Annotated in this window: 18 protein-coding genes and 1 pseudogene; 6 read left to right on the plus strand and 13 right to left on the minus strand. The window is 57.9% G+C overall.

Features of this window, described 5'->3' with window-relative positions; all coding sequences use genetic code 11:
• From tkt to pip, 4 genes are all read right to left on the minus strand, one after another.
• Positions 1–2,006 (minus strand): transketolase (gene tkt / locus BJL95_RS13810; protein ID WP_071156221.1); only part of this gene is annotated, 2,006 nt, incomplete at its 3' end.
• Positions 2,007–2,156: 150 nt separating this feature from the next.
• Positions 2,157–2,804, minus strand: a complete 648-nt coding sequence (gene hxlA / locus BJL95_RS13815) for a 3-hexulose-6-phosphate synthase (protein ID WP_064024493.1) — start codon at positions 2,802–2,804, stop codon at positions 2,157–2,159.
• 220 nt (positions 2,805–3,024) lie between these two features.
• Entirely contained in the window at positions 3,025–3,609 is a 585-nt protein-coding gene (locus tag BJL95_RS13820) for a UbiX family flavin prenyltransferase (protein WP_064024495.1), read from the minus strand.
• A gap of 3 nt (positions 3,610–3,612) precedes the next feature.
• On the minus strand, positions 3,613–4,557 hold the full coding sequence (pip, locus tag BJL95_RS13825; protein WP_071158724.1) for a prolyl aminopeptidase: 945 nt from the start codon (positions 4,555–4,557) through the stop codon (positions 3,613–3,615).
• A 319-nt stretch (positions 4,558–4,876) separates the two neighbouring features.
• Between pip and BJL95_RS13830 the strand changes: the two genes are divergently transcribed.
• Entirely contained in the window at positions 4,877–5,599 is a 723-nt protein-coding gene (locus BJL95_RS13830; RefSeq protein WP_071158726.1) for a glutathione S-transferase family protein, read from the plus strand.
• Here BJL95_RS13830 and BJL95_RS13835 read toward each other — a convergent pair.
• A complete protein-coding gene (locus BJL95_RS13835) occupies positions 5,596–6,516 on the minus strand; it encodes a LysR family transcriptional regulator (protein WP_071158728.1) in 921 nt (306 codons plus the stop codon). The two genes, BJL95_RS13830 and BJL95_RS13835, sit on opposite strands and share 4 nt — an antisense overlap.
• A 285-nt stretch (positions 6,517–6,801) precedes the next feature.
• On the opposite strand from BJL95_RS13835, the gene BJL95_RS13840 reads away from it, so the two are divergent.
• Both BJL95_RS13840 and BJL95_RS25760 read left to right on the plus strand, forming a co-directional pair.
• Positions 6,802–7,284 carry a tautomerase family protein gene (locus BJL95_RS13840; RefSeq protein ID WP_071158730.1) on the plus strand — a complete coding sequence of 161 codons (483 nt, stop codon included), beginning with the start codon at positions 6,802–6,804 and terminating at the stop codon, positions 7,282–7,284.
• Positions 7,285–7,499: 215 nt separating this feature from the next.
• Positions 7,500–7,949: pseudogene (locus BJL95_RS25760) on the plus strand (aldehyde dehydrogenase family protein).
• Positions 7,950–8,082: 133 nt separating this feature from the next.
• On the opposite strand, the gene BJL95_RS13855 reads toward BJL95_RS25760, so the two are convergent.
• Positions 8,083–8,979 carry a hypothetical protein gene (locus BJL95_RS13855; RefSeq protein ID WP_071158736.1) on the minus strand — a complete coding sequence of 299 codons (897 nt, stop codon included), beginning with the start codon at positions 8,977–8,979 and terminating at the stop codon, positions 8,083–8,085.
• A 311-nt stretch (positions 8,980–9,290) separates the two neighbouring features.
• Here BJL95_RS13855 and thiO point away from each other — a divergent pair, with 311 nt between their 5' ends.
• The gene (gene thiO / locus BJL95_RS13860; protein WP_071158738.1) at positions 9,291–10,394 is read left to right on the plus strand and encodes a glycine oxidase ThiO; all 1,104 of its coding nucleotides are present in this window, start codon (positions 9,291–9,293) and stop codon (positions 10,392–10,394) included.
• On the plus strand, positions 10,391–11,404 hold the full coding sequence (locus tag BJL95_RS13865; RefSeq protein ID WP_071158740.1) for a quinone-dependent dihydroorotate dehydrogenase: 1,014 nt from the start codon (positions 10,391–10,393) through the stop codon (positions 11,402–11,404). The genes thiO and BJL95_RS13865 overlap by 4 nt, the downstream gene beginning before the upstream one ends.
• A gap of 116 nt (positions 11,405–11,520) precedes the next feature.
• Here BJL95_RS13865 and BJL95_RS13870 read toward each other — a convergent pair whose 3' ends face one another.
• The 6 genes from BJL95_RS13870 to BJL95_RS13895 all read right to left on the minus strand — a co-directional run bounded on the left by BJL95_RS13870 (position 11,521) and on the right by BJL95_RS13895 (position 19,548).
• The gene (locus BJL95_RS13870) at positions 11,521–13,122 is read right to left on the minus strand and encodes a TolC family protein (RefSeq protein WP_071158742.1); all 1,602 of its coding nucleotides are present in this window, start codon (positions 13,120–13,122) and stop codon (positions 11,521–11,523) included.
• Between the two features lie 155 nt (positions 13,123–13,277).
• Entirely contained in the window at positions 13,278–16,355 is a 3,078-nt protein-coding gene (locus tag BJL95_RS13875) for an efflux RND transporter permease subunit (protein ID WP_071158744.1), read from the minus strand.
• Complete coding sequence (locus BJL95_RS13880; RefSeq protein WP_083386038.1) at positions 16,352–17,539, minus strand: efflux RND transporter periplasmic adaptor subunit; 1,188 nt, start codon at positions 17,537–17,539, stop codon at positions 16,352–16,354. Before BJL95_RS13880 ends, BJL95_RS13875 begins: the two co-directional genes overlap by 4 nt.
• Positions 17,540–17,583: 44 nt before the next feature.
• On the minus strand, positions 17,584–18,156 hold the full coding sequence (locus BJL95_RS13885; RefSeq protein WP_071158746.1) for a TetR/AcrR family transcriptional regulator: 573 nt from the start codon (positions 18,154–18,156) through the stop codon (positions 17,584–17,586).
• 25 nt (positions 18,157–18,181) lie between these two features.
• Positions 18,182–18,643 (minus strand): PaaI family thioesterase, encoded by a 462-nt coding sequence (locus BJL95_RS13890; protein WP_071158748.1) that lies wholly within the window; start codon positions 18,641–18,643, stop codon positions 18,182–18,184.
• A gap of 89 nt (positions 18,644–18,732) precedes the next feature.
• On the minus strand, positions 18,733–19,548 hold the full coding sequence (locus BJL95_RS13895) for an oxidoreductase (protein ID WP_071158750.1): 816 nt from the start codon (positions 19,546–19,548) through the stop codon (positions 18,733–18,735).
• A gap of 101 nt (positions 19,549–19,649) precedes the next feature.
• Here BJL95_RS13895 and BJL95_RS13900 point away from each other — a divergent pair, with 101 nt between their 5' ends.
• Complete coding sequence (locus BJL95_RS13900; protein WP_064024519.1) at positions 19,650–20,093, plus strand: helix-turn-helix domain-containing protein; 444 nt, start codon at positions 19,650–19,652, stop codon at positions 20,091–20,093.
• 644 nt (positions 20,094–20,737) lie between these two features.
• On the opposite strand, the gene pmbA is transcribed toward BJL95_RS13900, so the two are convergent.
• Positions 20,738–22,069: a metalloprotease PmbA gene (pmbA, locus tag BJL95_RS13905; protein WP_071158751.1), complete on the minus strand. Its 1,332-nt coding sequence runs from the start codon at positions 22,067–22,069 to the stop codon at positions 20,738–20,740.
• Positions 22,070–22,089 lie beyond the last annotated feature (20 nt).

The raw sequence follows: 22,089 nt of genomic DNA on the forward strand, positions 1-22,089 counted from the left end.
ACGGCTTCCACATTAGCGACGACATTATCCACGGTAAAGCCGAACTCCTTGAAGAGTTGGCCGGCCGGGGCCGATTCGCCGAAGCGGTCCAGGCCCACGACTCGGCCTTGGCTGCCCGCGTATTTCCACCAGCTGTCGGTCACGCCGGCTTCGACTACCACGCGCGCGGTCACGCTCGGCGGCAGTACGCTGTCTTTGTACGCCTGATCTTGCGCTTCGAACACGTTGGTCGACGGCATGGACACCACGCGGATGTTTTTGCCTTTGGCGCTCAACGCTTCGGCCGCTTTCGCCGCCAGTTCGACTTCGGAGCCGGTGGCGATGATGATGGCGTCCGGATTGCCTTCGCCGCTCAGGATGTAGCCGCCTTTGGCGATCGCGTCGATCTGGGCTTGGCTGCGCGGCATGTGCGGCAGGTTTTGCCGGGAGAAGATCAGGGTGCTCGGGCCGTCGGTGCGTTCGATCGCGGCTTTCCAGCTGACCGCCGATTCCACCGCGTCGCACGGACGCCAGACTTGCATGTTGGGGATCATGCGCAGCGTGGCGGTTTGTTCGATCGGTTGGTGGGTCGGGCCGTCTTCGCCCAGACCGATGGAGTCGTGGGTGTAGACGAAGATGGTCGGCGCTTTCATCAGTGCGGCCATCCGCAACGCGTTGCGGGCGTATTCGCTGAACATCAGGAAGGTGGCGCCGTAGGGCTTGAAGCCGCCGTGCAGGGCGATGCCGTTCATGATGGCGCTCATGCCGAATTCGCGGACGCCGTAGTAGGCGTAGTTGCCGTCGTATCCGCTGGCGTTGATGTCTTTGCAGCCTTTCCACAGGGTCAGGTTGGAACCGGCCAGGTCGGCGGAGCCGCCCAAGAGTTCGGGCAACAGCGGGCCGAAGCCGTTCAGGGTATTTTGCGAGGCTTTGCGGCTGGCGATGGTTTCGGCTTTGGCATTGACGTCGGCGATGAAGGCATTGGCTTTTTCGCTCCAGTCGCCGGGCAGTTGGCCTTTGACCACGCGGCGTTCGAATTCGGCGGCCAGGGCCGGATGCGCGGCTTGGTAGGCGGCGAATTGGGCGTTCCAGGCGGCTTCGCGTTCGGCGCCCTTGGCTTTGGCGTCCCATCCGGCGTAGATGTCGGCGGGGATTTCGAACGGGGCGTGCGGCCAACCGAGTTTTTCGCGGGTGGCGGCGACTTCGGCTTCACCGAGGGCGGCTCCGTGGCATTCTTCCTTGCCTTGTTTGTTCGGCGAGCCGAAACCGATGATGGTTTGGCAGCAGAGGATGGAGGGCTTATCGGTGACGCTTTTGGCGGCCTCGATGGCTTTCTTCACGGCTTCCGGGTCGTGGCCGTCGACTTTGGGGATGACGTGCCAGCCGTAGGCTTCGAAGCGTTTCGGGGTGTCGTCCAGGAACCAGCCGTGGACGTCGCCGTGGCCGCGCACTTCGCCGTCGATGGAGATGTTGTTGTCGTCGTAGATGGCGATCAGTTTACCCAGGCCCATGGAGCCGGCCAGCGAGCAGGCTTCGTGGGAAATGCCTTCCATCAAGCAGCCGTCGCCCAGGAACACGTAGGTGTGGTGGTCGACGATGTCGTGGCCGGGACGGTTGAATTGACCGGCCAGCGCGCGTTCGGCGATGGCGAAACCGACGGCATTGGTGATGCCTTGGCCCAAGGGGCCGGTGGTGGTTTCGACGCCGTCGGTGTAGCCGTATTCCGGGTGACCCGGCGTTTTGGAGTGCAGTTGCCGGAACTGTTTCAACTGGTCGATCGGCAGGTTATAGCCGCTCAGGTGCAACAGCGAGTAAATCAGCATGGAGCCGTGACCGTTGGACAGGACAAAGCGGTCGCGATTCGGCCATTTGGGGTTGGTGGGGTTGTGGCTCAGAAAATCGTTCCACAATACTTCAGCGATGTCGGCCATGCCCATCGGCGCACCAGGGTGGCCGGAGTTGGCTTTTTGGACGGCGTCCATGCTGAGTGCGCGTATGGCGTTCGCTAAGTCTCGGCGCGAAGGCATTGGTGTATCTCCTTTAAATATCGATGATGACAGCGGGCGGTTGGCGCCGCTTTTCAAAAACTGGGGTTTAAAACGTAAGAAAGGACGAGTGGCGTTAGCCACCCGTCCTTAGATCTTGCAGATTACAGCTTAGGTCTAACCAAAGCGGTCTTATGCGGAAGCGGCGTCGACCAGCTCGCGGATCTCTTTTGCCGCGGTAGCAGGGCATGCAGCCCCGTAGATTGCCGCGCCGACCACGATAATGTTGGCGCCCGCTTTAACGGTTTGATCGATAGTAGCTGGTTTGATACCGCCGGCAACGGAAACGCGAACGTTCAAGCCCAGGTTAGCGACTTCCGCCAAATCGGTGAAAGGCGTTTGACCGGCCGCTTGTGCGTCCAGACCGGTGTGTACACCCATGATTTGGGCGCCCAGTTTCGCGGATTCGCGAGCGCACTCGCCTTTGTTAGGCACGTTGATCAGGTCGACTTGAACTTCGGCGCTATATTTTTTAGCCGCTTTGATCACGCCACCGATGGTAGCCAGACCGGAAACGCCCAATACGGTGCAGATGTCCGCGCCGGCAGCGTAGAAAGCACCAGCTTCGTATTCGCCGGCATCCATGGTTTTCAGGTCAACCAGCAGCAGTTGGTTAGGGAAACGTTGTCTCAATTCCTTGACCAGATTGATACCGTTGTATTTGATGCAAGGGGTACCGATTTCGAAGATATCGACGTAAGGTGCGACTTTGTCGGCCAACGCAACGGTTTGGTCGAAATCCAGTGAGTCCAACGCCATTTGAATTAATGGTCTTGCCATACTTATGTGCTCCGATTGTTATAGTTACAGTTATTGTTTTTAAGGCGACCCTTACAACAAAGCTCCCGTTTCCCAGCAAGATTCGAGAGCCTAGCAAGCCTTTGTTGACGGGCAAAATAATCGAGTGCGGCAACTCTAAATCAGAACCGGCACCCTGTCAATTCGCGACGGGCCAAATAAACGCAAAAAACTCCGGGAATCGATTGGATTTGATCGCGACTCAGCCTTCCAGGCCGGTCCAGGGCTTATACAGACCGGCGGTATCGACGCCGAACATATCCAATATGCGGCCGACCCCCTCGTCAACCATTGCCCGCAGCGAATCGGATTTATTGTAAAACGCCGGCATCGGCGGAAATATGATGCCGCCCATCTCGGTAACCGCCGCCATGTTGCGGATGTGCGCCAGATTTAACGGGGTTTCGCGGGGTACCAGCACTGTTTTACGGCGTTCCTTCAGTGCTACGTCGGCCGCCCGCGAAATCAGATTGTCGCCAAAACCGTGCGCCACCGCCGCCAGGGTTTTCATCGAACACGGCGCAATGACAACTCCCTCGGTCTTGAAGGAGCCGCTTGCAATACTGGAGGCAATATCGTTGATGCCGTGCGTCACGTCGGCGAGCGCATACAGCGCCGCCCTATCCATGTCCAATTCGTATTTCAGATTGACCAGCCCCGCCGAGGAAATCACCAGGTGCGTTTCCCATTCCGGCCGTTCTCGGAGTATCTCCAGCATCCTGATACCGTAGATAGCGCCGGTTGCGCCGGTCATTGCGATCACCAAGCGTTTTTTCGTATCCGCCATGTTTTAGCCCAACAGCCCAGCCATCCGATCGGCCGCCGCCACCAAGGCGCCGATCATTTCCTCGCCGCGAGCAACGTGTCCGGCGTTGGGCAGCACGATATATTCGGCATGAGACAATGCGCGATGCAATGCCCAACCTGCCTCCAACGGACAGGTTAAATCGTTCTGCCCGTGGATGATCGAACAGCGAATCTCGCTCAAGAGTCCGCAATTCGCCAATAGCTGATTTTCAGAGAGAAAATAGCGATTTCGGGCGTAATGCAACTCCATCCTGACTTGCAACACCTCACGTTCACCGGCCGGCTCTGCACTCGCGATGAACTCATTACCCAAAGCGACCTGGCCGCCCCAGTCCTGCCAGCCTTTCGCCGCGCGCCGGGCAAGGCTCTCGTCGCCACCGAATACCGAGCTCAACAGATTAGGCAGAACCTCCTGTTTCTCCTTGGCATCGACACTATCCAGCAAACCTTGCCAAGCTTGCGGATAAATCCGATTGGCGCCATTGCCGAGAAACCAATCCATATCGGCCGCACGCGCCAAAAACACGCCCCGCAGCACCATGCCCGAGACCTTTTCGGGGAAACGCTGCGCATAAAGCAAAGCCAAGGTAGCCCCCCACGAACCGCCAAACAGCAACCACCGTTCCACGCGCAAGCGAATTCTGATCCGCTCGATGTCGTCGACTAAATCCTGCGAGGTATTCGCCGCCAACTCGCCAAACGGCAGAGACTGGCCGCAGCCGCGTTGGTCGAGCAAGACGATGTGATAACGCTCCGGATCGAAGTAGCGCCGATGTTCCGGCTTGGTACCGGAACACGGTCCACCGTGCAGAAAGATCACCGGGATACCAGCGGGATTGCCGGATTGTTCGACATACACCCGATGCATCGAATCCGTGTCGAGAAAGAAGCTGTGAAAGGGCGATATTTCAGGGTAAAGCGTTCTCATCATTTAATTCAACGCTGTTAAACGAACCGAGCTAAGCGCTTGGCACTCGGCATGTGAAGGAATCGGCGCGCGCTCGGTTTTTGATTTCGTTGGCCGGGACGTCATTTTTCGGGCATCGGCAGGGTAAAAAGGCACCGACAGCGGCGACGGATTTTTGAGACAACCGCTTGACAAGCGCCGCCATCTCAATCAAATCGAATCTGTGTAGTATAACATCAGAGAAATTCGCATCAGGCCTGTAAAACCGACTACTCCCGATGGCCCGCCACCCTCGGAAATGACCGACTGCGAAATGCCCCAAACCTAGACGAAACAACAAATGATTGTTCTTCATCAATTTCCCAGAGCCTGGCATATCCCCAACCCCGGCCAGTTTTGCACGAAGCTGGAAACCTATCTGCGGATGGCCGAAATCGAGTACCGGATCGTGGAAACGCTACCGATATACGCGCCGCTAGGCAAATTGCCCTACATCGACCACGACGGCCGCAAAATCGCCGATAGCCGGATCATCATCGTCCATCTGCAACAGTATTTCGGCAACCGGCCGGACCAAACCCTTTCCGATCGACAAAAAGCTCAAGCCCTTGCCTGGCAACGTCTGCTGGAAGAGCATTTGTATTGGGTCTGCATGTACAGCCGCTGGCAAACCGGGGCGGAGAATTGGCGCATCAACAAACAGGCAATTTTTCGAAGCCTGCCGCCGCTCCTCGCCGACGGGGTCGCCAGCCTCTACCGGCTGCGGATCAAAAGCCAGATTCGCGGCCACGGCATCGGTCGCTTGCCGGCCGCACAAGTATTCGCGTTGGGCCGGCAGGACGTGGCCGCGTTGGCTGCTGCCTTAGCGGACCGACCCTATTTGCTCGGCGAGCAACCCGCCAGCGTCGACGCGTCGGCTTACGGCATTCTGATCAACCTGCTCGCCTGCCCTGTTGCTTCGCCGATCAAGGACTATGCGCTGGCGCAACCGGCGTTAATCGACTATTGCCGGCGCATGCAGTTGCGCTACTTTCCGGAACTAGGCGAGCCGCGATTCGTTTAATCCGTCAACTCGACGCAAGCGGCGCGGATTTCGCCGCGCAACCAACGGTTGGCCGACTCCTGGTCTTGCAACGGATGCCAGACCATGACCGTGGCGTAATCCGGCAAATCCAACGGTAACGGCACCCATTGCAGAGGCTGGTTTTGCGCGATTTGCAAGGCGGTACGCTTAGGAAAGGCCATGACCATATCGGTTTGGGCCACAATCAACGGCGCCGACAGAAAATGCGAAACCGTCAATGCCACCCGCCGCTCCAGACCGCGCTCGGCCAGCCAACTATCGACCTGGCCGCTACCGGAGCCGGCGCCAGACAGCATGATGTGCGGCAAGCCGATGTATTGCTCCAGCGTCAATTCCCGATTCACGACCGGATGACCGACCCGCGCCACGCAAACCATGCAATCGTCGAACAAGGCCAGACAATGCAGATGCTTCGGCGGATTCAGCATCACCTCGAAACCCAACACCAGATCGATTTCGCCTTGTTCCAACGCATCGAGCGGAAACCGGCTACTGGTACGTTTGAAACGAATGTCCACGCCCGGCGCCTGACGGGCGATGCGCGGTGCCAGTTTAGGCAAGAGCAAGGCTTCCACGTAATCGGTGGCGGCAATCGCGAACGCGCGCCGGCTGCCAGCCGGATCGAACGGGGCCGGCGCCCTGATCAAACCTTCCACCTCTTTCAGCACCACGGAGACCGGATCGACCAGCGCCAAGGCCCGCGCGGTAGGCACCATGCCGGCCGGGGTTTTCACCAGCAACGGGTCTTCCAACTGTTGCCGTAAGCGCTGCAGTACATGGCTCATCGCCGACTGACTGATGAACATTTTCTCCGCTGCCCGCGACACGCTGCGTTCTCGCATCAGCCAATCGAAAGCGACCAGTAAATTCAAATCGAAGCTGCGTAAATCGGCCATGGTCGGAATACCCAAAACCGCGGAATGTTAACGACCGCGCCGGGAAGACCGGCATCGAAAATATTCATCCGCGTATGAATATTCGCCATTTTACGCTTGGCTCCCGCCGGCCTAAAGTAATCCCCGACGCCGCCATTCGGCTTGCATCCCCCCAAGGATTTCGCAAACCTGGACTAACGACGCGTCGCCCGAGTTCGGATCGCCGCCGGCGCCAGGCGACCGAATTCGGATTTTAGCGGCCCCCAAACCGGCCCATCCCAATACTTCAAATTCAGGAGAATCACCATGCCTTTGTGGAAAGTCTACCATCCGACCGGCGCCTTCAGTGCCGAAGACAAACAAGAACTCGCCGAGCGCATCACCGGCATCTACGCCGGCGTGCCCATCCCCAAGTTTTACGTCGTAATCCTGTTCGAGGCCATCGATAAGGGCAATTGCTACGTCGGCGGCAAGGCGCATAACCAATTCGTCCGCTTCAAGGTGGACCAGATCGCTAGAACCATTCCCGGCCCTATCCTGCGCGAGTGGTGGATCCGCACCCTGGACGCCGTGGTCGCCCCGTACGTCAAGGAACGCGGTTACGACTGGGAAATCTCGATAGACGAGACGCCGTTCGATTTGTGGTCGCTGCAAGGCGAATTGCCGCCGCCTTTCGAATCGGTCGCCGAAAAGCGCTGGGTGGCCGAGAACAAGGCCAGTCCTTACACGCTACAGGAGAAACTGCCGGTCAACCTGATGCTGACGCCGGGCCTGACCGATCGCGCCTAAACCAAAGGCGGCCGGCTCCGCGGGCCGGCCTTTCGCCATCTTGAATCGGGACTCCACCTTGAGTTACCAATCCATCAACCTCGCCAGCGGTGAACTCATCGCCTGCTATCCCGCAATGTCGGATGCGGAACGGGAGAGCGCCGTCGCCGGTGCCGAGCGAGCATGCCGAAGCACCGCTGGCTTCGGAAAAAACCTCGAACCTGCTGCTGGAGTAAATCGATCGGGCCCGCCAAGCCGGAGCGGCGATTGGATTGGGCGGCGACCGCCTCGACCGGCCCGGCTATTTTATGGAACCCACGGTGATTACGGGGATAGACGAACGCAATCCGGTGTTTAACCGGGAATTGTTCGATCCGGCCCCAGCTTTCCACGTCGTCGACAGCACGGCAAGCGCGATCGCGTTAGCGAATGCTACACCCTTCGGCCTCGGCACTTAGGTATTCATGGCCGATATCGAGCGCGAGCGCGCCGTTGCCGCGCAAATCGACTGCGGCATGGTGTTCGTCAACCAACCGGCGTGGACCGCGCCGGAACTGCCGTTCGGCGGACTCAACAACTCCGGTTTCGGCCGCGAGCTAAGCGAACGCGGATTTTACGAATTCGTCAACGAGAAACCGGTCAATTTGGCACAGGCGGGCGTCTGCCTTTTGTGGCCCGGTGGCTGACTCAGCGGAATATCAAGAGCCGCCACGAACAAGTTGCAAGCCAAAGTCGTCCTAATGCGCCGAAAACCAATTGAGCATAAAAAAAGGGAAGGCTTTGACACCTTCCCTTTTTGGGTAACGCGGGGTTTACAAATTAAAATTTGAAACCCACGTAGCCGCCAGCGTTGAAACCGTCGGTTGGCGTACCATCCAGTTTGCTGGTCGAATAGTGGTAACGAACGTCCGAACCCAATACGATACCTCTGAAAAGGTCGTACTCAACACCGGCGCCGAAGTTCATGCCGGCGTTCAATACGGAAACCGCGTTGGAAGGAACGCCCAAAATATTGATATCCAAACCGACCGGAATGATCCACGGACGCAGTTTGCTGTCGTGCATGAATTTGATTTTTGGCGAAGCGTTGATTCTCAAACGAGCATCGGTTGCTTGAGTGTTATCGGTGATGGCAGTTGCACCACCTAAAGCTGGTACAACGTAACCGCTTGACACAGTGTTTGCACCGGTACCGTATTGAGCATATTCAACACCCAACTCAATGCCAAATGAAGTGTCATCCATTAAGCCGAACAAGTCGTTGTTGACATTGAAGTCGAACGCGCCACCAAAATAAAAGCCTTCGTTGTTTTGGTTGTTCGACAAAAATGCGCCATTGTGCGTTGGGAATACATCGCTTCCTCTCGCATGATCCAACGCTGACCAACCGCCACGAACCGCCACCAAATTATCCTTGGAACGAGTCGCTTCTGGCGCCGCTTTGACGGAAGCCATCCAGCTATCCAACTCTTGGATTTTGGCGGTTTCGGTAGATGCTTTAGCGGAAGAAGCCGTTTTAACCCGGTTCAACTCGGCTTGCATGGCTTGCATTTGTTCAGCCATTTGTTGCATTTGAGCTTCCAACGCTTCGGTTTTTCTAGCGGCGGCATCGGCCACGCGCTCGGCGCTGGCGCCCGCTGCTTGGGCTTGCGCGCCAACCAGTGTCAAAGTCGCCGCAGCAACGCCTAGCGCTAATTTGGTTTTGGTAAAACTCATAGTCGTTCCCCCCAAGGGTTGTTATTGTTAAGACTGCATTGGCTGGAATGCAACACAGGATTTCTTCACGCGGGCAATAATAGCAGCAAAAAACCAGCCGTACAAGTTTTACGTCTTTTTTTTGCGAATTAAAATTTAATTAGAATTCATTGATTTACATCAAAATCATAATCTATATTCAATGTTTGTCTATTTTTCACAACAGCCGTTTGTTTTTTTACACTCCGCGAAAGCCGGCCCACCTATTCCGCGACGGGCCAGCTTCGTGATAACTTAAAAAAGATTCGCCCTTGCCAATCTTCCGCACCCGCATGACGCAAAATCTGGACATACTCATCATCGGCGGCGGCATCAGCGGCCTGCTGGCCGCGCGCGAACTCCGCCTGGCCGGACGCGATGTCGCCATCATCGACAAATCCCTCGCGGGGCGGGAAGCGTCCTGGGCCGGCGGCGGCATTTTGCTGCCGATTTACCCTTGGCGACAAGCCGACGCCATTTCCAAACTGGCGACAGCCAGTATCGAAACCTATCCGCAGCTGTGCCGCGAGCTGCACCAAGCGACCGGCATCGATCCGGAATGGCGGGACTGCGGCATGCTGATCAGCCAAAACCCCGACCATGCAGCCGCCACGGCGTGGTGCAAGCGCTATGCCATTCGCCATCAAACCCCGCCAACGGACTTCGCCGCCGGGCTGCATGCCGACTGGCAGGAACCGTTATGGCTACCGGACATTGCCCAAGCCCGCAATCCTCGGTTGCTGAAATCGCTGCAAGCTTGGCTACGCCTGAAAGGCGTCGAGTTTATCGAGAATGCCGACATTACTTCGCTGACGATACGCGGCCACCGAGCCGCAAAAGTGCAAACCGCCGACCGCACACTGGCTATGCGGGAGCTCGTGGTCAGCGCCGGCGCCTGGACGGCCAACCTATTGAATGCTTTGCTACCCGAGCAAGCGCTGGATTTGCGCATCCAGCCGGTGCGCGGACAAATGCTGCTGTTCCAGGCCGAACCCGAAACCCTGCCCTGCATGGTACTTGACGGCGATCACTACCTGATTCCGCGCCGTGACGGCCGCATCCTGGCCGGCAGCACCGTGGAGCAAGCCGGCTTCGAGAAAGCAACGACCGAATCGGCCCGCCAAGTGCTTTTCGAATTCGCGACACGATTGCTGCCTGCATTGAAAAACTTCCCGGTCGCTCATCATTGGGCCGGCTTGCGTCCCGGCAGCCCCGACGGAGTCCCGTATATCGGCCCCCATCCTGATATCGACAATCTGTACGTCAACGCCGGACATTTTCGCAACGGCTTGGTGATGGGGCCAGCGGCCGCCCGCTTGTTGAGCGACCTAATGCTGAACCGGCCAACCGCACTGAATCCCAGCCCCTATTTACCCAAACGCTTGCCGCCACCATGAACCTGTATCCCTTGCTACGTCCCTTGCTGTTTTCGCTGCCGCCGGAAACCGCCCACCATGCCACCCTGCAACTGCTGCAAGTTGCCCATGCCAGCGGCGTCAGCGCCCTGACCCGGCCGGCCGCGCCGGACAAACCGGTCGATGTGATGGGTTTGCATTTCAAGAATCCGCTGGGACTGGCCGCCGGTCTGGATAAAAACGGCGATTACATCGATGCCTTGGCCGATTTGGGCTTCGGCTTCGTCGAAATCGGCACCGTCACGCCCCGCCCGCAACCGGGCAATCCCAAGCCGCGCCTGTTCCGCCTACCGGAACATCAAGCCATCATCAACCGAATGGGATTCAATAACTTAGGTATCGATCATTTGCTGGCACAAGTCGACAGATGCCGGTATCGGGGCATTTTGGGCATCAATATCGGCAAGAACGCCGACACCCCGTTGCAAAACGCTACCGAAGACTACTTGATTGGCTTAAGAAAGAGCTATGCCGCGGCGAGCTATATCACCATTAATATTTCCTCGCCCAACACCAAAAATTTGCGCCAACTGCAACAAGGCGACGAGATCAAGCAATTGTTAAACGCGTTGAAGGAAGAACAACTGAAACTTCAGACGACGCAAGGCAAATACACGCCCATCGCGGTGAAAATCGCCCCGGATTTAACGGATGAAGAAATCAGCCACATCGCGGCATTGCTGTTGGAATTTGCTATCGACGGCGTGATTGCTACCAACACCACCATTGCCCGCGATAAAATCCAGGGCCATATCCACGCCAACGAAGCAGGCGGCTTAAGCGGCGCGCCGGTCAAGGATAGTTCGACTCGCGTCGTAAACGGTTTGGCGGCGGAATTACAAGGCAAACTACCGATTATTGCAGCCGGCGGCATATTGAGCGGCGCGGACGCCCAGGAGAAATTAGCCGCCGGCGCCAGCTTGGTGCAGATTTATAGCGGCTTAATCTATCGAGGTCCCGAATTGATTGATGAGATATTGAGCAACATCTAATTGCTTAGACGCCCGTTCTGACCTTATCAAACCTAACGGTTGATAAGGTCATCTTATGCTTGTTTATCTTCTGTGCTTACCTAAGCACTGAACCCACATGCCCTGACCAGCGTCGATTAGCGTGCCGAGGCATTGGCGACCGCGTTTACCGACGAATCAAGCGTCCACCCACCACCGAATGCCCGGTAAAGCGACACCATCGCGACGCTGACAGCGGTTTCGGCTTTTGCACGTTCGTCGCTGGCGCCCAGTTTGCTGCGTTGCGCATCCAGCACGGCCAAATAATTGCCTGCACCGCGCTGATACAACGCGTCGACCAGCCGGTAAGCTTTTTCCGCCGAGGCTTCCGCTTCGGTCAATTTTCCTAAGCTATCGGTGGCGGAACGGTGCGCGACGAAGGCGTTTTCCGCGTCCTCCAGGGCCAGCAAAAAAGTTTTCTCATAATTGGCCGCGACTTGCTCTAGTCGCGCATCGGCGGCGGCGATATGGGCGCGGATGCGGCCGGCGTTGAAGATAGGCGCGGAAAGGCCGGAACCCAGCGCATAAACGCTATCGGCCAGACTCGGAAATCCGCCGACCGCCAGCGCACCGAAACCGCCGCTGGCTGACAACACCAGCTTGGGATAGAGATCGGCCCGCGCCGAACCCAAGCTGGCGGCGGCCGCGCTGACTTCGGTTTGCGCCAGGCGCAAATCGGGACGTTGCGCCAGCAAATCGGCCGGCAGCAGCTTGGGCATGGCCGGCAAACGCCTAGGGGAACCCTGAATAGCTCCGTCGACGAGGCTCTCCTGAGCATCGCCGAAGGGCTCAGGACGAACGGCAAGCGGTTGATTCCGTTCGTGGTGAGCTTGTCGAACCATGAATGGAATCAACTGATTCAATGCTTCATTAGGCGGCGGGCCGACGGTGGCCAAGCGGTTTCCTAGGCTTTCCGGCGGTTCGCCCAGCAACACGCCCAAACGATGGATCAGCTTTTGCTCGGCGTTAACCAAACCCGGCAGCGTCGCTTCGGTGCCCTGCAGCAAGGTTTGCTGACGGGCAAGGTCCGCCTCGTTAGCCAGTCCGGCTTTAACAAATGCCTGTAAAGTCCTCAGCCGTTCGCGTTGCAAGGCGATATTTTTTTGCAGAATGCCGGTGCGTTGCTGCACGCCGCGCAACTCCAGATAGTTTGTCGCCACCTGGGCCAACAGGCCGACTTGCGCCGCATGCAAGCCTTCCTGGCTGCCTTCGGCTTGTGCGGCGGCGGCTTCCGCTTCCAGATGCCGACCGCCGAACACGTCGATTTCCCAGCGCGCGGCCAAGCCGCCGCTGACCGCATCGGCGGTCGGCGTAATCAATTTGATACCTTGCCCGCTCGGCACGCCGACAATGCGGTCGATGCGTTTTTCCCGGCCGCCGGACAGTGAGAAATCCAGGCTGGGATACAAGGCCGCTTCGGCAACGGTGACCATCGCGTTAGCTTCGCGGACGCGAGCGGTGGCGATCTTGATGTCGTGATTAGCGGCCAAGGCTTTGTCTATTAATTCGTTCAGCAAGGGATCGTTGAATCCTTGCCACCACGTCTTCAGGTCAACCGCATCGGTGGCTTGAGCATTGGGCGCGTGTTGCCAGCTTGCCGGGCTATTGAGCGCTACTTGGTCGCCGACGCGGGTCGGCGTACAGGCAACTAGACTAGCCAGGGACAGAATGGCTAGCGGTGTTAAATATCGATTATTCATTGCAAGACTCCGAGGTCTTATGCGCCAAAATGTAGCCGCGTAGGGTACGCAATGCGTACCCTACCGCTATATGCCAAAATGTAGGTTGGGCAGAGCAAAGCGAAGCCCAACAAATTCAAAATGTTGCACCCGCGGGCATAAAGGCTGCATTGCATTTAGCCCAACCTACCGTCTGTATTCTCCGGCAGCCCTCGCTCCACCCTAAACCACGCCGCATACAGCGCCGGCAGGAAGAACACCGTCAACACAGTCGCCACCGTCAGCCCCCCCATGATGGCGATGGCCTGAGGGCCGAAGAAATCGTTGCGCGACAGCGGTATCATCGCCAGGATCGCCGCCGCCGCGGTCAGCATGATCGGCCGGAAACGTCGTACCGTCGATTCGACGATGGCCGACCAGGTGTCAAGCCCGGACTGTTCGTCCTGATCGATCTGATCCACCAAAATCACCGAGTTGCGCATGATCATGCCGGCCAACGCCAGGATGCCGAGCAGCGCCACGAAGCCGAACGGCGCGCCGAACAACAGTAAGCCGAAGGCCGCGCCGATCACGCCCAGCGGCGCGGTGCTGAACACCATGAAAGTCCTGGACAGGTTCTGCAGCTGCATCATCAACAAAATCAGCGTGACGATCAGCACCAACGGAATCCAGATCAGGATAGACTTTTGCGCGTTCACCGCGTCTTCCTTGGAACCGCCGGTTTCGATGAAATAACCGGCCGGCAGGCTATCCTGTATCGGTTTAAGTTTCGGGACGATTTCCGCCGCCACGTCCGGGGCCATCTTGCCGTCGGCCACGTCGGCGCGCACCGAGATGGCCGGGAAGCGGTTACGCCGCCAACGCACGCCGTCCTCGAACACGGTCTCGAACTTGACGAACTGCGACAGCGCTACCGACTTGCCATTAGCTGTGCGAACCGCGACATCCGGCAGTTCGTCGGCGGCGGTACGCAATTCGGGACTGGCCCGCCAGACGATGTCGATCAATTTATCCTGTTCACGCAGTTGCCCGACCGGGATGCCGGTGTAATGAGCCTGCAAGGCTTGCGACAGGCTGGCCGTCGAAACGCCCAGGGCGCGGGCCTTGTCCTGATCCAGATCGAGGCGGAACGAAGGCATCCGGTCATGCCAGTCGTCGTTGACGTCCACGGTGCCGGGATGATTGCGCACGACCTCGGCCACCCGCTCGGCAATGCCGCGCACGATGTTGGGGTTTTCGCCGAGCACCCTGAACGCCAACGGATAATCCATCGGCGGCCCGACATTCAGGCGCTTGACCCGGCCCCTGACATTCGGGAAGTCGGTTTCAAGAATCTGCCGGACGTGCTGCATCACCCGTTCGCGCGCCTGGTTATCCTTGGTCATCACCACCAATTCGGCCAGATTGGTATTTGCCAGTTGCTGCACGATTAACATAAAAAACCTCGGCGTGCCGCTGCCGATATAGCTGGCGACATGCTCCACATCCTCGTCCTTGGCTAACAGCGCTTCCATGCGTTTGGCAGCGGCTTCGGTTTGCTCGAAGGCACTGCCCTCCGGCAGCCACAGATTGACGATGACTTCCGGCCGGTTGGACAACGGAAAGAACTGTTCGGGAACGTGGGTTAAGGCCACGACACCGAGACCGAACAAGGCCAGCGTGGCGATAATGACTTTTTTGCGGTGCGCCACGCAGGCATCCACCCAACGCCGCAAGCGGTTGTAGAACGGCGTATCGAACAAGTCGTGGATAGGGCCATCGGCGCTGGCATGCACCTTGAGGATCAAGAAACCCAAATACGGGGTGAACACCACCGCGCCGATCCAGGACAGTATCAACGAAATGCCGACCACCTGAAAAATCGCTACGGTATATTCGCCGGCCGAGGATTGTGCCAAACCGACCGGCAGGAAACCGGCGATGGTGATCAAGGTGCCGGTCAGCATCGGAAAGGCCGTGGCCGTATACGCATAGGTCGCGGCGCGCATCCGGTCCCAACCTTCTTCCAGCTTGCGGGCCATCATCTCGACGGCAATCATCGCGTCGTCCACCAGCAGGCCCAGCGCCAGGATCAATGCACCCAATGAAATCCGTTGCAGATCGATGCCGCACAGCAGCATGACCAGCAAGGTGGCGGCCAGCACCAGCGGCACGGTCAGCGCCACCACGGAGCCGGTGCGCCAGCCCAGGCTCAAGAAGCTGACCACCAACACGGTGGCCAAGGCTTCGAAGAAGGTTTGGCCGAATTCCGCCATCTGGTTTTTCACCACATGCGCTTGATTGGCGACCGGCTCCACGTCCATGCCTATCGGCAATTCGTTTTTGATGCTGGCCAGCGTGTCCTCCAGGTTTTTTCCCAGGGCGATCACGTTGCCTTTTTTATTCATGGTCACGCCGAGGCCGAGGGCGGGTTTGCCGTTGAAGCGCATCTTGAATTCGGCGGGATCGACATAGCCGCGCGTCACCTGGGCAAAATCTTTGACCTTGAATGTGCGATTAGCGATGCGTACCGCCATATTGGCGACACTATCTTCCGAATCGAACGAGCCGGTCAGGCGTATCGGCAGATTGCGTTGCGAAGCAAATACCGCGCCGGCCGGCGCCATGCCGTTCTGTGCCTGCAAGGCCTGGGCAACCGCCGCCGTATCCAGGCCCAGTTCGGCCAGCTTTTTGTCGGAAAACTCGACGAAAATCTTTTCGTCCTGTACGCCGATCAGGTCGACCTTCTCGACATCCTTGACCCGCAACAATTGTTGGCGGACCGAATCGGCCGCCAATTTCAGGTCGGCATAACTGAAACCTTCGCCGGAAAAGGCGTAGATAAGGCTATAGGTATCGCCGAATTCGTCGTTGAAAAACGGCCCTATGCTGCCGGGCGGCAGCGTCATACGGATATCATCGACTTTCTTGCGCACTTGATACCAAAGCTCGGGAATTTCCTTGGGCGGCGTATCTTCGCGCGGGGTGACGAAAATCACCGATTCGCCGGGTTTGGAATAGCTGCGCAGGTAATCCAGATTGGGTAATTCCTGGATTTTCTTTTCCAGCCGGTCGGTCAACTGCTGCTCGACTTCCAGCGCGGTGGCGCCGGGGTAGAGGGTTTTGACCACCATGATGCGGAAGGTGAATGGCGGATCTTCTTGCTGGCCCAACATGTGATAGGCAAACACCCCACCGAGCACCACCAATGCCAGCATGAAGCCGGTGAAGGAGCGATGTTTGAGCACCCATTCGCTGAGGTTGAATGCTTTCATAGCTGTTCCTGGCTGCCGTGGTGATTAGGCAATCCCGATCCTTCCGGCAAGCGGACAGCCTGGCCCTCGGCCAGGCGCTGGACGCCGGCGCTGACCAGCAATTGGCCGGCGGCTACTCCCTCGACGGCGATGCGTTCGCCTGCCAGCGTTTCGCCAAGCTTAACCGGCACGGATTTGACGGTGGCGGCCTGCTCGTCGACCAGCCATACCAAGGCATGATCGGGCTGGTTTTGCGGGGTATAGACGGCGGAAAGCGGGATGGCGATACCGGAAGCGGTGTTCGCTGCTATATGAACGGTCGCCGTCATGCCTAGTTGCGCGGCGTCCAGGCCTTCCAGTAAGGTGGCCTTGACGCGATAGGTGCGGCTGGCCGGGTCGGCGGCCGAGGCGATTTCGCGAATTCTGGCCTTGAGTAGCCTATCTTCGTCGGTCCACAACGAAACATTAACTTCTTGTTGACGTTGGATTTCCGTCAAGCGATGCTCGGGCACGTCGAAATGGATTTCCTTTTCGTCGAGCTGGGCCAGCGTCACCACGGCTTGGCCGGCCGCCAGCACCTGCCCGGCCTCGACAGCCAAGGCCGTGACCACGCCGTCGCGGTCGGCATGCAATTCGGTATAGCTTAGCTGGTTGTTCGCCTCGGCCACAGACGCTGCCAGCGCCGCTGTCCGCTCCCGCGCCGCGGTATAAGCGGTTTCGTGGCGCTCGAACTCCGGCGGACTGATGACTTGCTGAGCCAGCAATTCGCGGTATCTCACCAGATCGTCGCGTAAGAAAGTGCTGTCGGCCTGGGAGGAAGCCAGCTGCGCCTTAAGACCCTGCACGGCGAGGCGGTAATCATTGCCGTCCAGTATCGCCAGCAACTGGCCTTTACGTACCGGGTCGCCAACATCAACTTTGCGCTCCAGCAGTTTGCCGCCCACCCGGAACGATAAGGGCGTCTCGATTCTTGCCCGGATTTCCCCGGCAAAGCTTCTGGCGCCGGCGACGGCGTTCTGCTCGATTCGGAACACTTTCACCGGACGGGCAACCGCCGGCCCTTGGTTGTTCTGGTCGCTGCATCCGGCGCTGATTGTCAGCGGCAGCAACAATCCGACCAGAAACCGGTGGTTATGGTTGAAGGTTAATCGAGATTGAAACCAATCCCGACCTAACGATACTAATGGAGTTTTGGGGTTCGGCATATGGCTGCCTCCTTCGGTAAAAGGTTCGGTCGTATTTGAAATAATCATTCGATGCTGCTTACTATCAGTATCTCGGCGGCCAACCTGGCATCGACGGCCACGCCGGAATTGCGCTGCAATTGTTCGGAGACGATGGCGCCTTCGAACAAGGCACGGAGTTGCCCCGCCAGCCGTTCCGGAAACCGTGCGCCGGCCCGTGCCGACAAATCGGTCATATGGTGTTGTAGCCTGCGATAAAACGCGGCGGATGCTTGATGCACAGGATGGCTTTGATCGGGGAATTCCGCGGCTGTGTTGATCAATGGGCAGCCTTGGAAATCAGGACGGGTCAACCATCCGGCATGAACTTCGAAAATAGCCAATAGCTGGTCTTTCGGCGTCGGCGCCTTGCGTTCAACTTGCTCGACAAACCAAGACCACAATCCGGCATCGTATTTTTCTAGGCAAGCCACGATCAATGCCTCCTTGGAAGGAAAATACTTGTACAGACTCATCTTGGAAGCATTCGCCGAGCGGACGATGCAATCGATGCCGGTAGCTCTAATACCTTGGGCGGCTAGCAGCTCGGTCGCCGCCGACAAGATTCGTTCGCGCACCTTTGAGGATTGAATAGACATCGTAATCACGGCTCCCCAAAGTTGGTCATCGCTTAGCCTCTCGCCCAAAGATCAATAACGTCGATGTCGCCGAGGCATAGAGCCGGCCTTCGGCGTCTATCAGCCGAGCCTCGGCAAAAGCGGCTCGCCTCCCTAGCGTTAGAACAGTGCCTTCCGCTCTGACTAAGCCCGTGTGCTTGGTCATCGCCTTGTGATAGGAAGTCTTCAACTCCAAGGTGGTGTACGCCTGCTTTTCGGTGAGTCTGGAATGGACGGCACAGCCGCAGGCGGAATCCAGCAAGGTGGCCGCATAGCCGCCATGCACGGTGCCTAGGGGGTTATAAGCATGTTCGCCGGGTCTGCCGGCAAAGACGGCTTTACCGAAGTCGACTTCCACCAGCTCGAAATCCAGCGACACCAGAATTCCCGGCTTCCGCCCCGAGGCCATCAGGGCGTGCAACTGATCCAGACCATTGAGCCTGATGTCGGTTTTGTTGACGAGATTCATCTTAGTAGCGCTCCTTCCCGAATGTGCTTAAACGGGGTATGTGCAGTCGTTTCGGCAATTTTTGGATCAGGTCGTTATCTTTCAACCAGTCAGACTATCGGCAACTGGTAAACCTGGCGCAAGCTCTTGTCTACCAAGGCTTCCGGGAGGAAACGGCGCAGAAAACGCACTTGGGTTGCCTGTTTTCCGGCGGTATAGCGCCTTTTGGGAGCCGCGGCAGTCGCGGCTTTCAACACCGTATCGGCGACCACCTCCGGAGCATCGCCCGCGTTCACGCCCTTGCGCATCAGCGCTTCCATGCCGGTACGCACCGAGTCGTAGACGGCCAGCGGTCGATCGGGCTTGGTTAAGCTGGATTCGAACGCGGTGCGGGTATATCCCGGTTCAACCAAAACAACCCGGATGCCGAAGCTGCGCAGTTCGTGGTCCAGCGATTCGGAATAGCCTTCGACCGCATGCTTGGTCGCGGCATACAGTGCGTTGTAAGGCGCAGGGATAAAACCAAGGGCTGAGCTGATATTGACGATTCTGCCTTTCCCTTGGTTGCGCATGGTCGGCAACACGGCATTGGTCACGCGGGTAATGCCGAACAGGTTGACGTCGAACAAGGCCTGAGCCTGAGCGGTTGACGACTCTTCCGCCCCTCCGAGCAAGCCGACGCCGGCATTATTGACCAACAGGTCGATGCGGCCGGCCTGCTTCAATACCTCGGCTACCGTGTTGTTTACCGAAGCTTCGTCGGTCACGTCGCAACTCAGCATGGTGATGCCGTCGACGCTTGCAGCTGCCTTGCGGCTGGTGCCGAATACCCGGTAACCCGCTTTTTGCAGGGCCTTGGCCGTTACCAGTCCAATGCCCGAGGATGCACCGGTGATCAAGGCTACGGCATGGTGTTTAGTGTTCATATCGAATCTCCCGTGGTGTGGATTGTCTGTCGCTTAAGTGTTACTATCATTTCGATAGCAATGTTACTATCATTTTGAAATTAAGTCACTACTAAAAACGTATGAACGACAAAAATATTTGCGCGGACCCTTGTCCGATCGCTCGCTGCCTGGCTTTTCTGGGTGACGCCTGGAGCTTGTTGATTCTGCGGGACGCCCATTTCGGCCTGACCCGCTTCGACCAATTTCGAAAAAGTCTCGGCATCGCACCGACGATGCTGACCCGGCGCTTGGCGACGCTAACTGAGGAAGGCATGCTGGAAAAGCGGCTGTATTCGGAGCGGCCGCCGCGTGAAGAGTATGTGTTGACCGATGCCGGCCGGGATTTTCTGCCGGTATTGGTGATGATCGGGGCTTGGGGGCACCAGTATCGCGGCGGCGGACCGCTGGTGCGGATTCAGGATGTCGAAACGGGGGAAGATATTAAGCCGGTGACCATCGACGCGGTCACGGGGGCAAGGATAGGAACTCGCCCGCTACGCTTTGTGTTGCCTGATGTCGACTGATCGATTAAAGCGTCAAATGGGTAGCGTCACTATTTGCTTGATGTCGCCGGTTTTATTAACCCAACCCAATTTATCGCGGGTATACCGTTCGAGCTGAGCTCGGCTAAGCCCAGGCTGGCTAGCCCTTCGACGGGTTCGGAGCGAACGGTATTTTAAGGGCCGGGTTAATAACGCTAACGCAGCACATCAACCGCCACCTCGACTGCAGACAACGATGCCGGCGATGGGGACAATACCTGCAACGGCGGCGACACTCTGGGCATCATTTCTGAAGAGCCGGCACGATCCGCCCGTCGGCGACATGCTGTTCGGCCATATCCGCGGGCAGGTAGACCCAAGTCGGCTCCGAATATAGCGGTGGCGTGATTCAACGTCCACTGCTCGGACGCTAAGCTCCCCGGACTGCCGGCTTTACGCAGCCATCGTCGCGAAATATATCGTCACGGTTCATCGGTGCCTCTTGCTACAGGCCACGAATAACGAAACAAATGAGTTAACGGCATGACTGAAATTGCGCTCAATAACGTCTTAGCCCCGCCAAACCGTCTTGATAGCGTTTCCGGTTAAAAGAGCCTACAGGCTCTTCCGCCCAATTTCATATTCGCCAGGGGCGAACGTCACCCTAAAGCCATTGGCATTAAGATTTATTCACCCGCTATGGCCATCTGCTCCAACAGGATAGAGCCGACTCGCAGATTGCCGCGCATATCCACGTCGTTGCCGATCGCAACGACGTTGCGCAACATGTTTTTCAGGTTCCCGGCGATCGTGATTTCCTGCACCGGATATTGAATTTGGCCATTTTCGACCCAGAAACCCGACGCACCCCGCGAGTAGTCGCCCGTCACCCGGTTGATGCCCTGCCCCATCAACTCGGTGACCAGCAAACCGGTATCCAGCAAAGCCAACATACCGGCGAAATCGCGTTCGCCCGGTTCGACGATCAGATTATGCACGCCGCCGGCATTGCCGGTGGTGCGCATACCCAGTTTGCGCGCCGAATAAGTACTCAGTACATAGGATTCCAGGACGCCACCACGCACAATGTCTCGGGCCTGAGTGGTCACACCCTCGGCATCGTAACTGGCACTGCCCAACGCGCCTGGCAGCAAGGGTTCTTCATGAATACGGACGAAATCCGGCATTACTTGAGTGTGCAGGGAGTCGAGCAAAAACGACGACTTACGGTATAAATTGCCGCCGCTGACCGCGCCGATCAAGGCACCTATCAAACCCGACGCCATTTCGGCCGCGAACAATACCGGACATTGCCGCGTGCTCAGGCTGCGGGCGCCCAATCGGGCCACGGTCCGTTGCGCCGCCTTGCGTCCCACCAACTCCGGCGCTTCCAAGAATTGCGGATTGCGCGCCACGCTATACCAATAATCGCGCTGCATGCCGTCGTTGGCACCGGCCAGCACCGAACAGCTCAACGAGTGCCGGCTGGATTGGTAACCTTGCAAAAAACCCTGCGAATTACCGAACACCCGCGTTCCGGAATGACTGTTGACGGTGGCACCTTCCGAATTGCTGATCGCCGCATCGTACTCGCGCGCCGCGTTCTCGCACGCCACCGCCAACTCGATGGCTTGCGAGGCTTCGATTGCCCAAGGGTGGTAAATATCCAGATCGACCGCCGATCGCGCCAAGTCCTCCGGGTCAGGCAGGCCGGCGAAATCGTCGGCACTGGCGTAGCGGGCGATGCTGCAGGCCGCCTTAACCGTTTCGGTCAACGACGCGGCGGAAATATCGTTGGTGCTTGCCGAACCTTTTTGCTTGCCAAAGTAAACCGTGACACCGATTCCCTGGTCGCAGTGATACTCGATGGTTTCGACTTCGCCCAAGCGAGCCGATACCGATAAACCGTTGTCGATGCTGAAGCCCGCCTCCGCGGCATCGGCGCCTTGGCGCTTGGCTTCGTCCAACAGTTGCTGAACGACGTCTTTTAAGCGATTGATTTCTTGTTGATTTTGCAAGTTGAGTTTCCTTGAAAGCT

It is taken from the genome of Methylomonas sp. LWB (genome assembly GCF_001856095.1).
GTDB classification, from domain to species: domain Bacteria; phylum Pseudomonadota; class Gammaproteobacteria; order Methylococcales; family Methylomonadaceae; genus Methylomonas; species Methylomonas koyamae_A.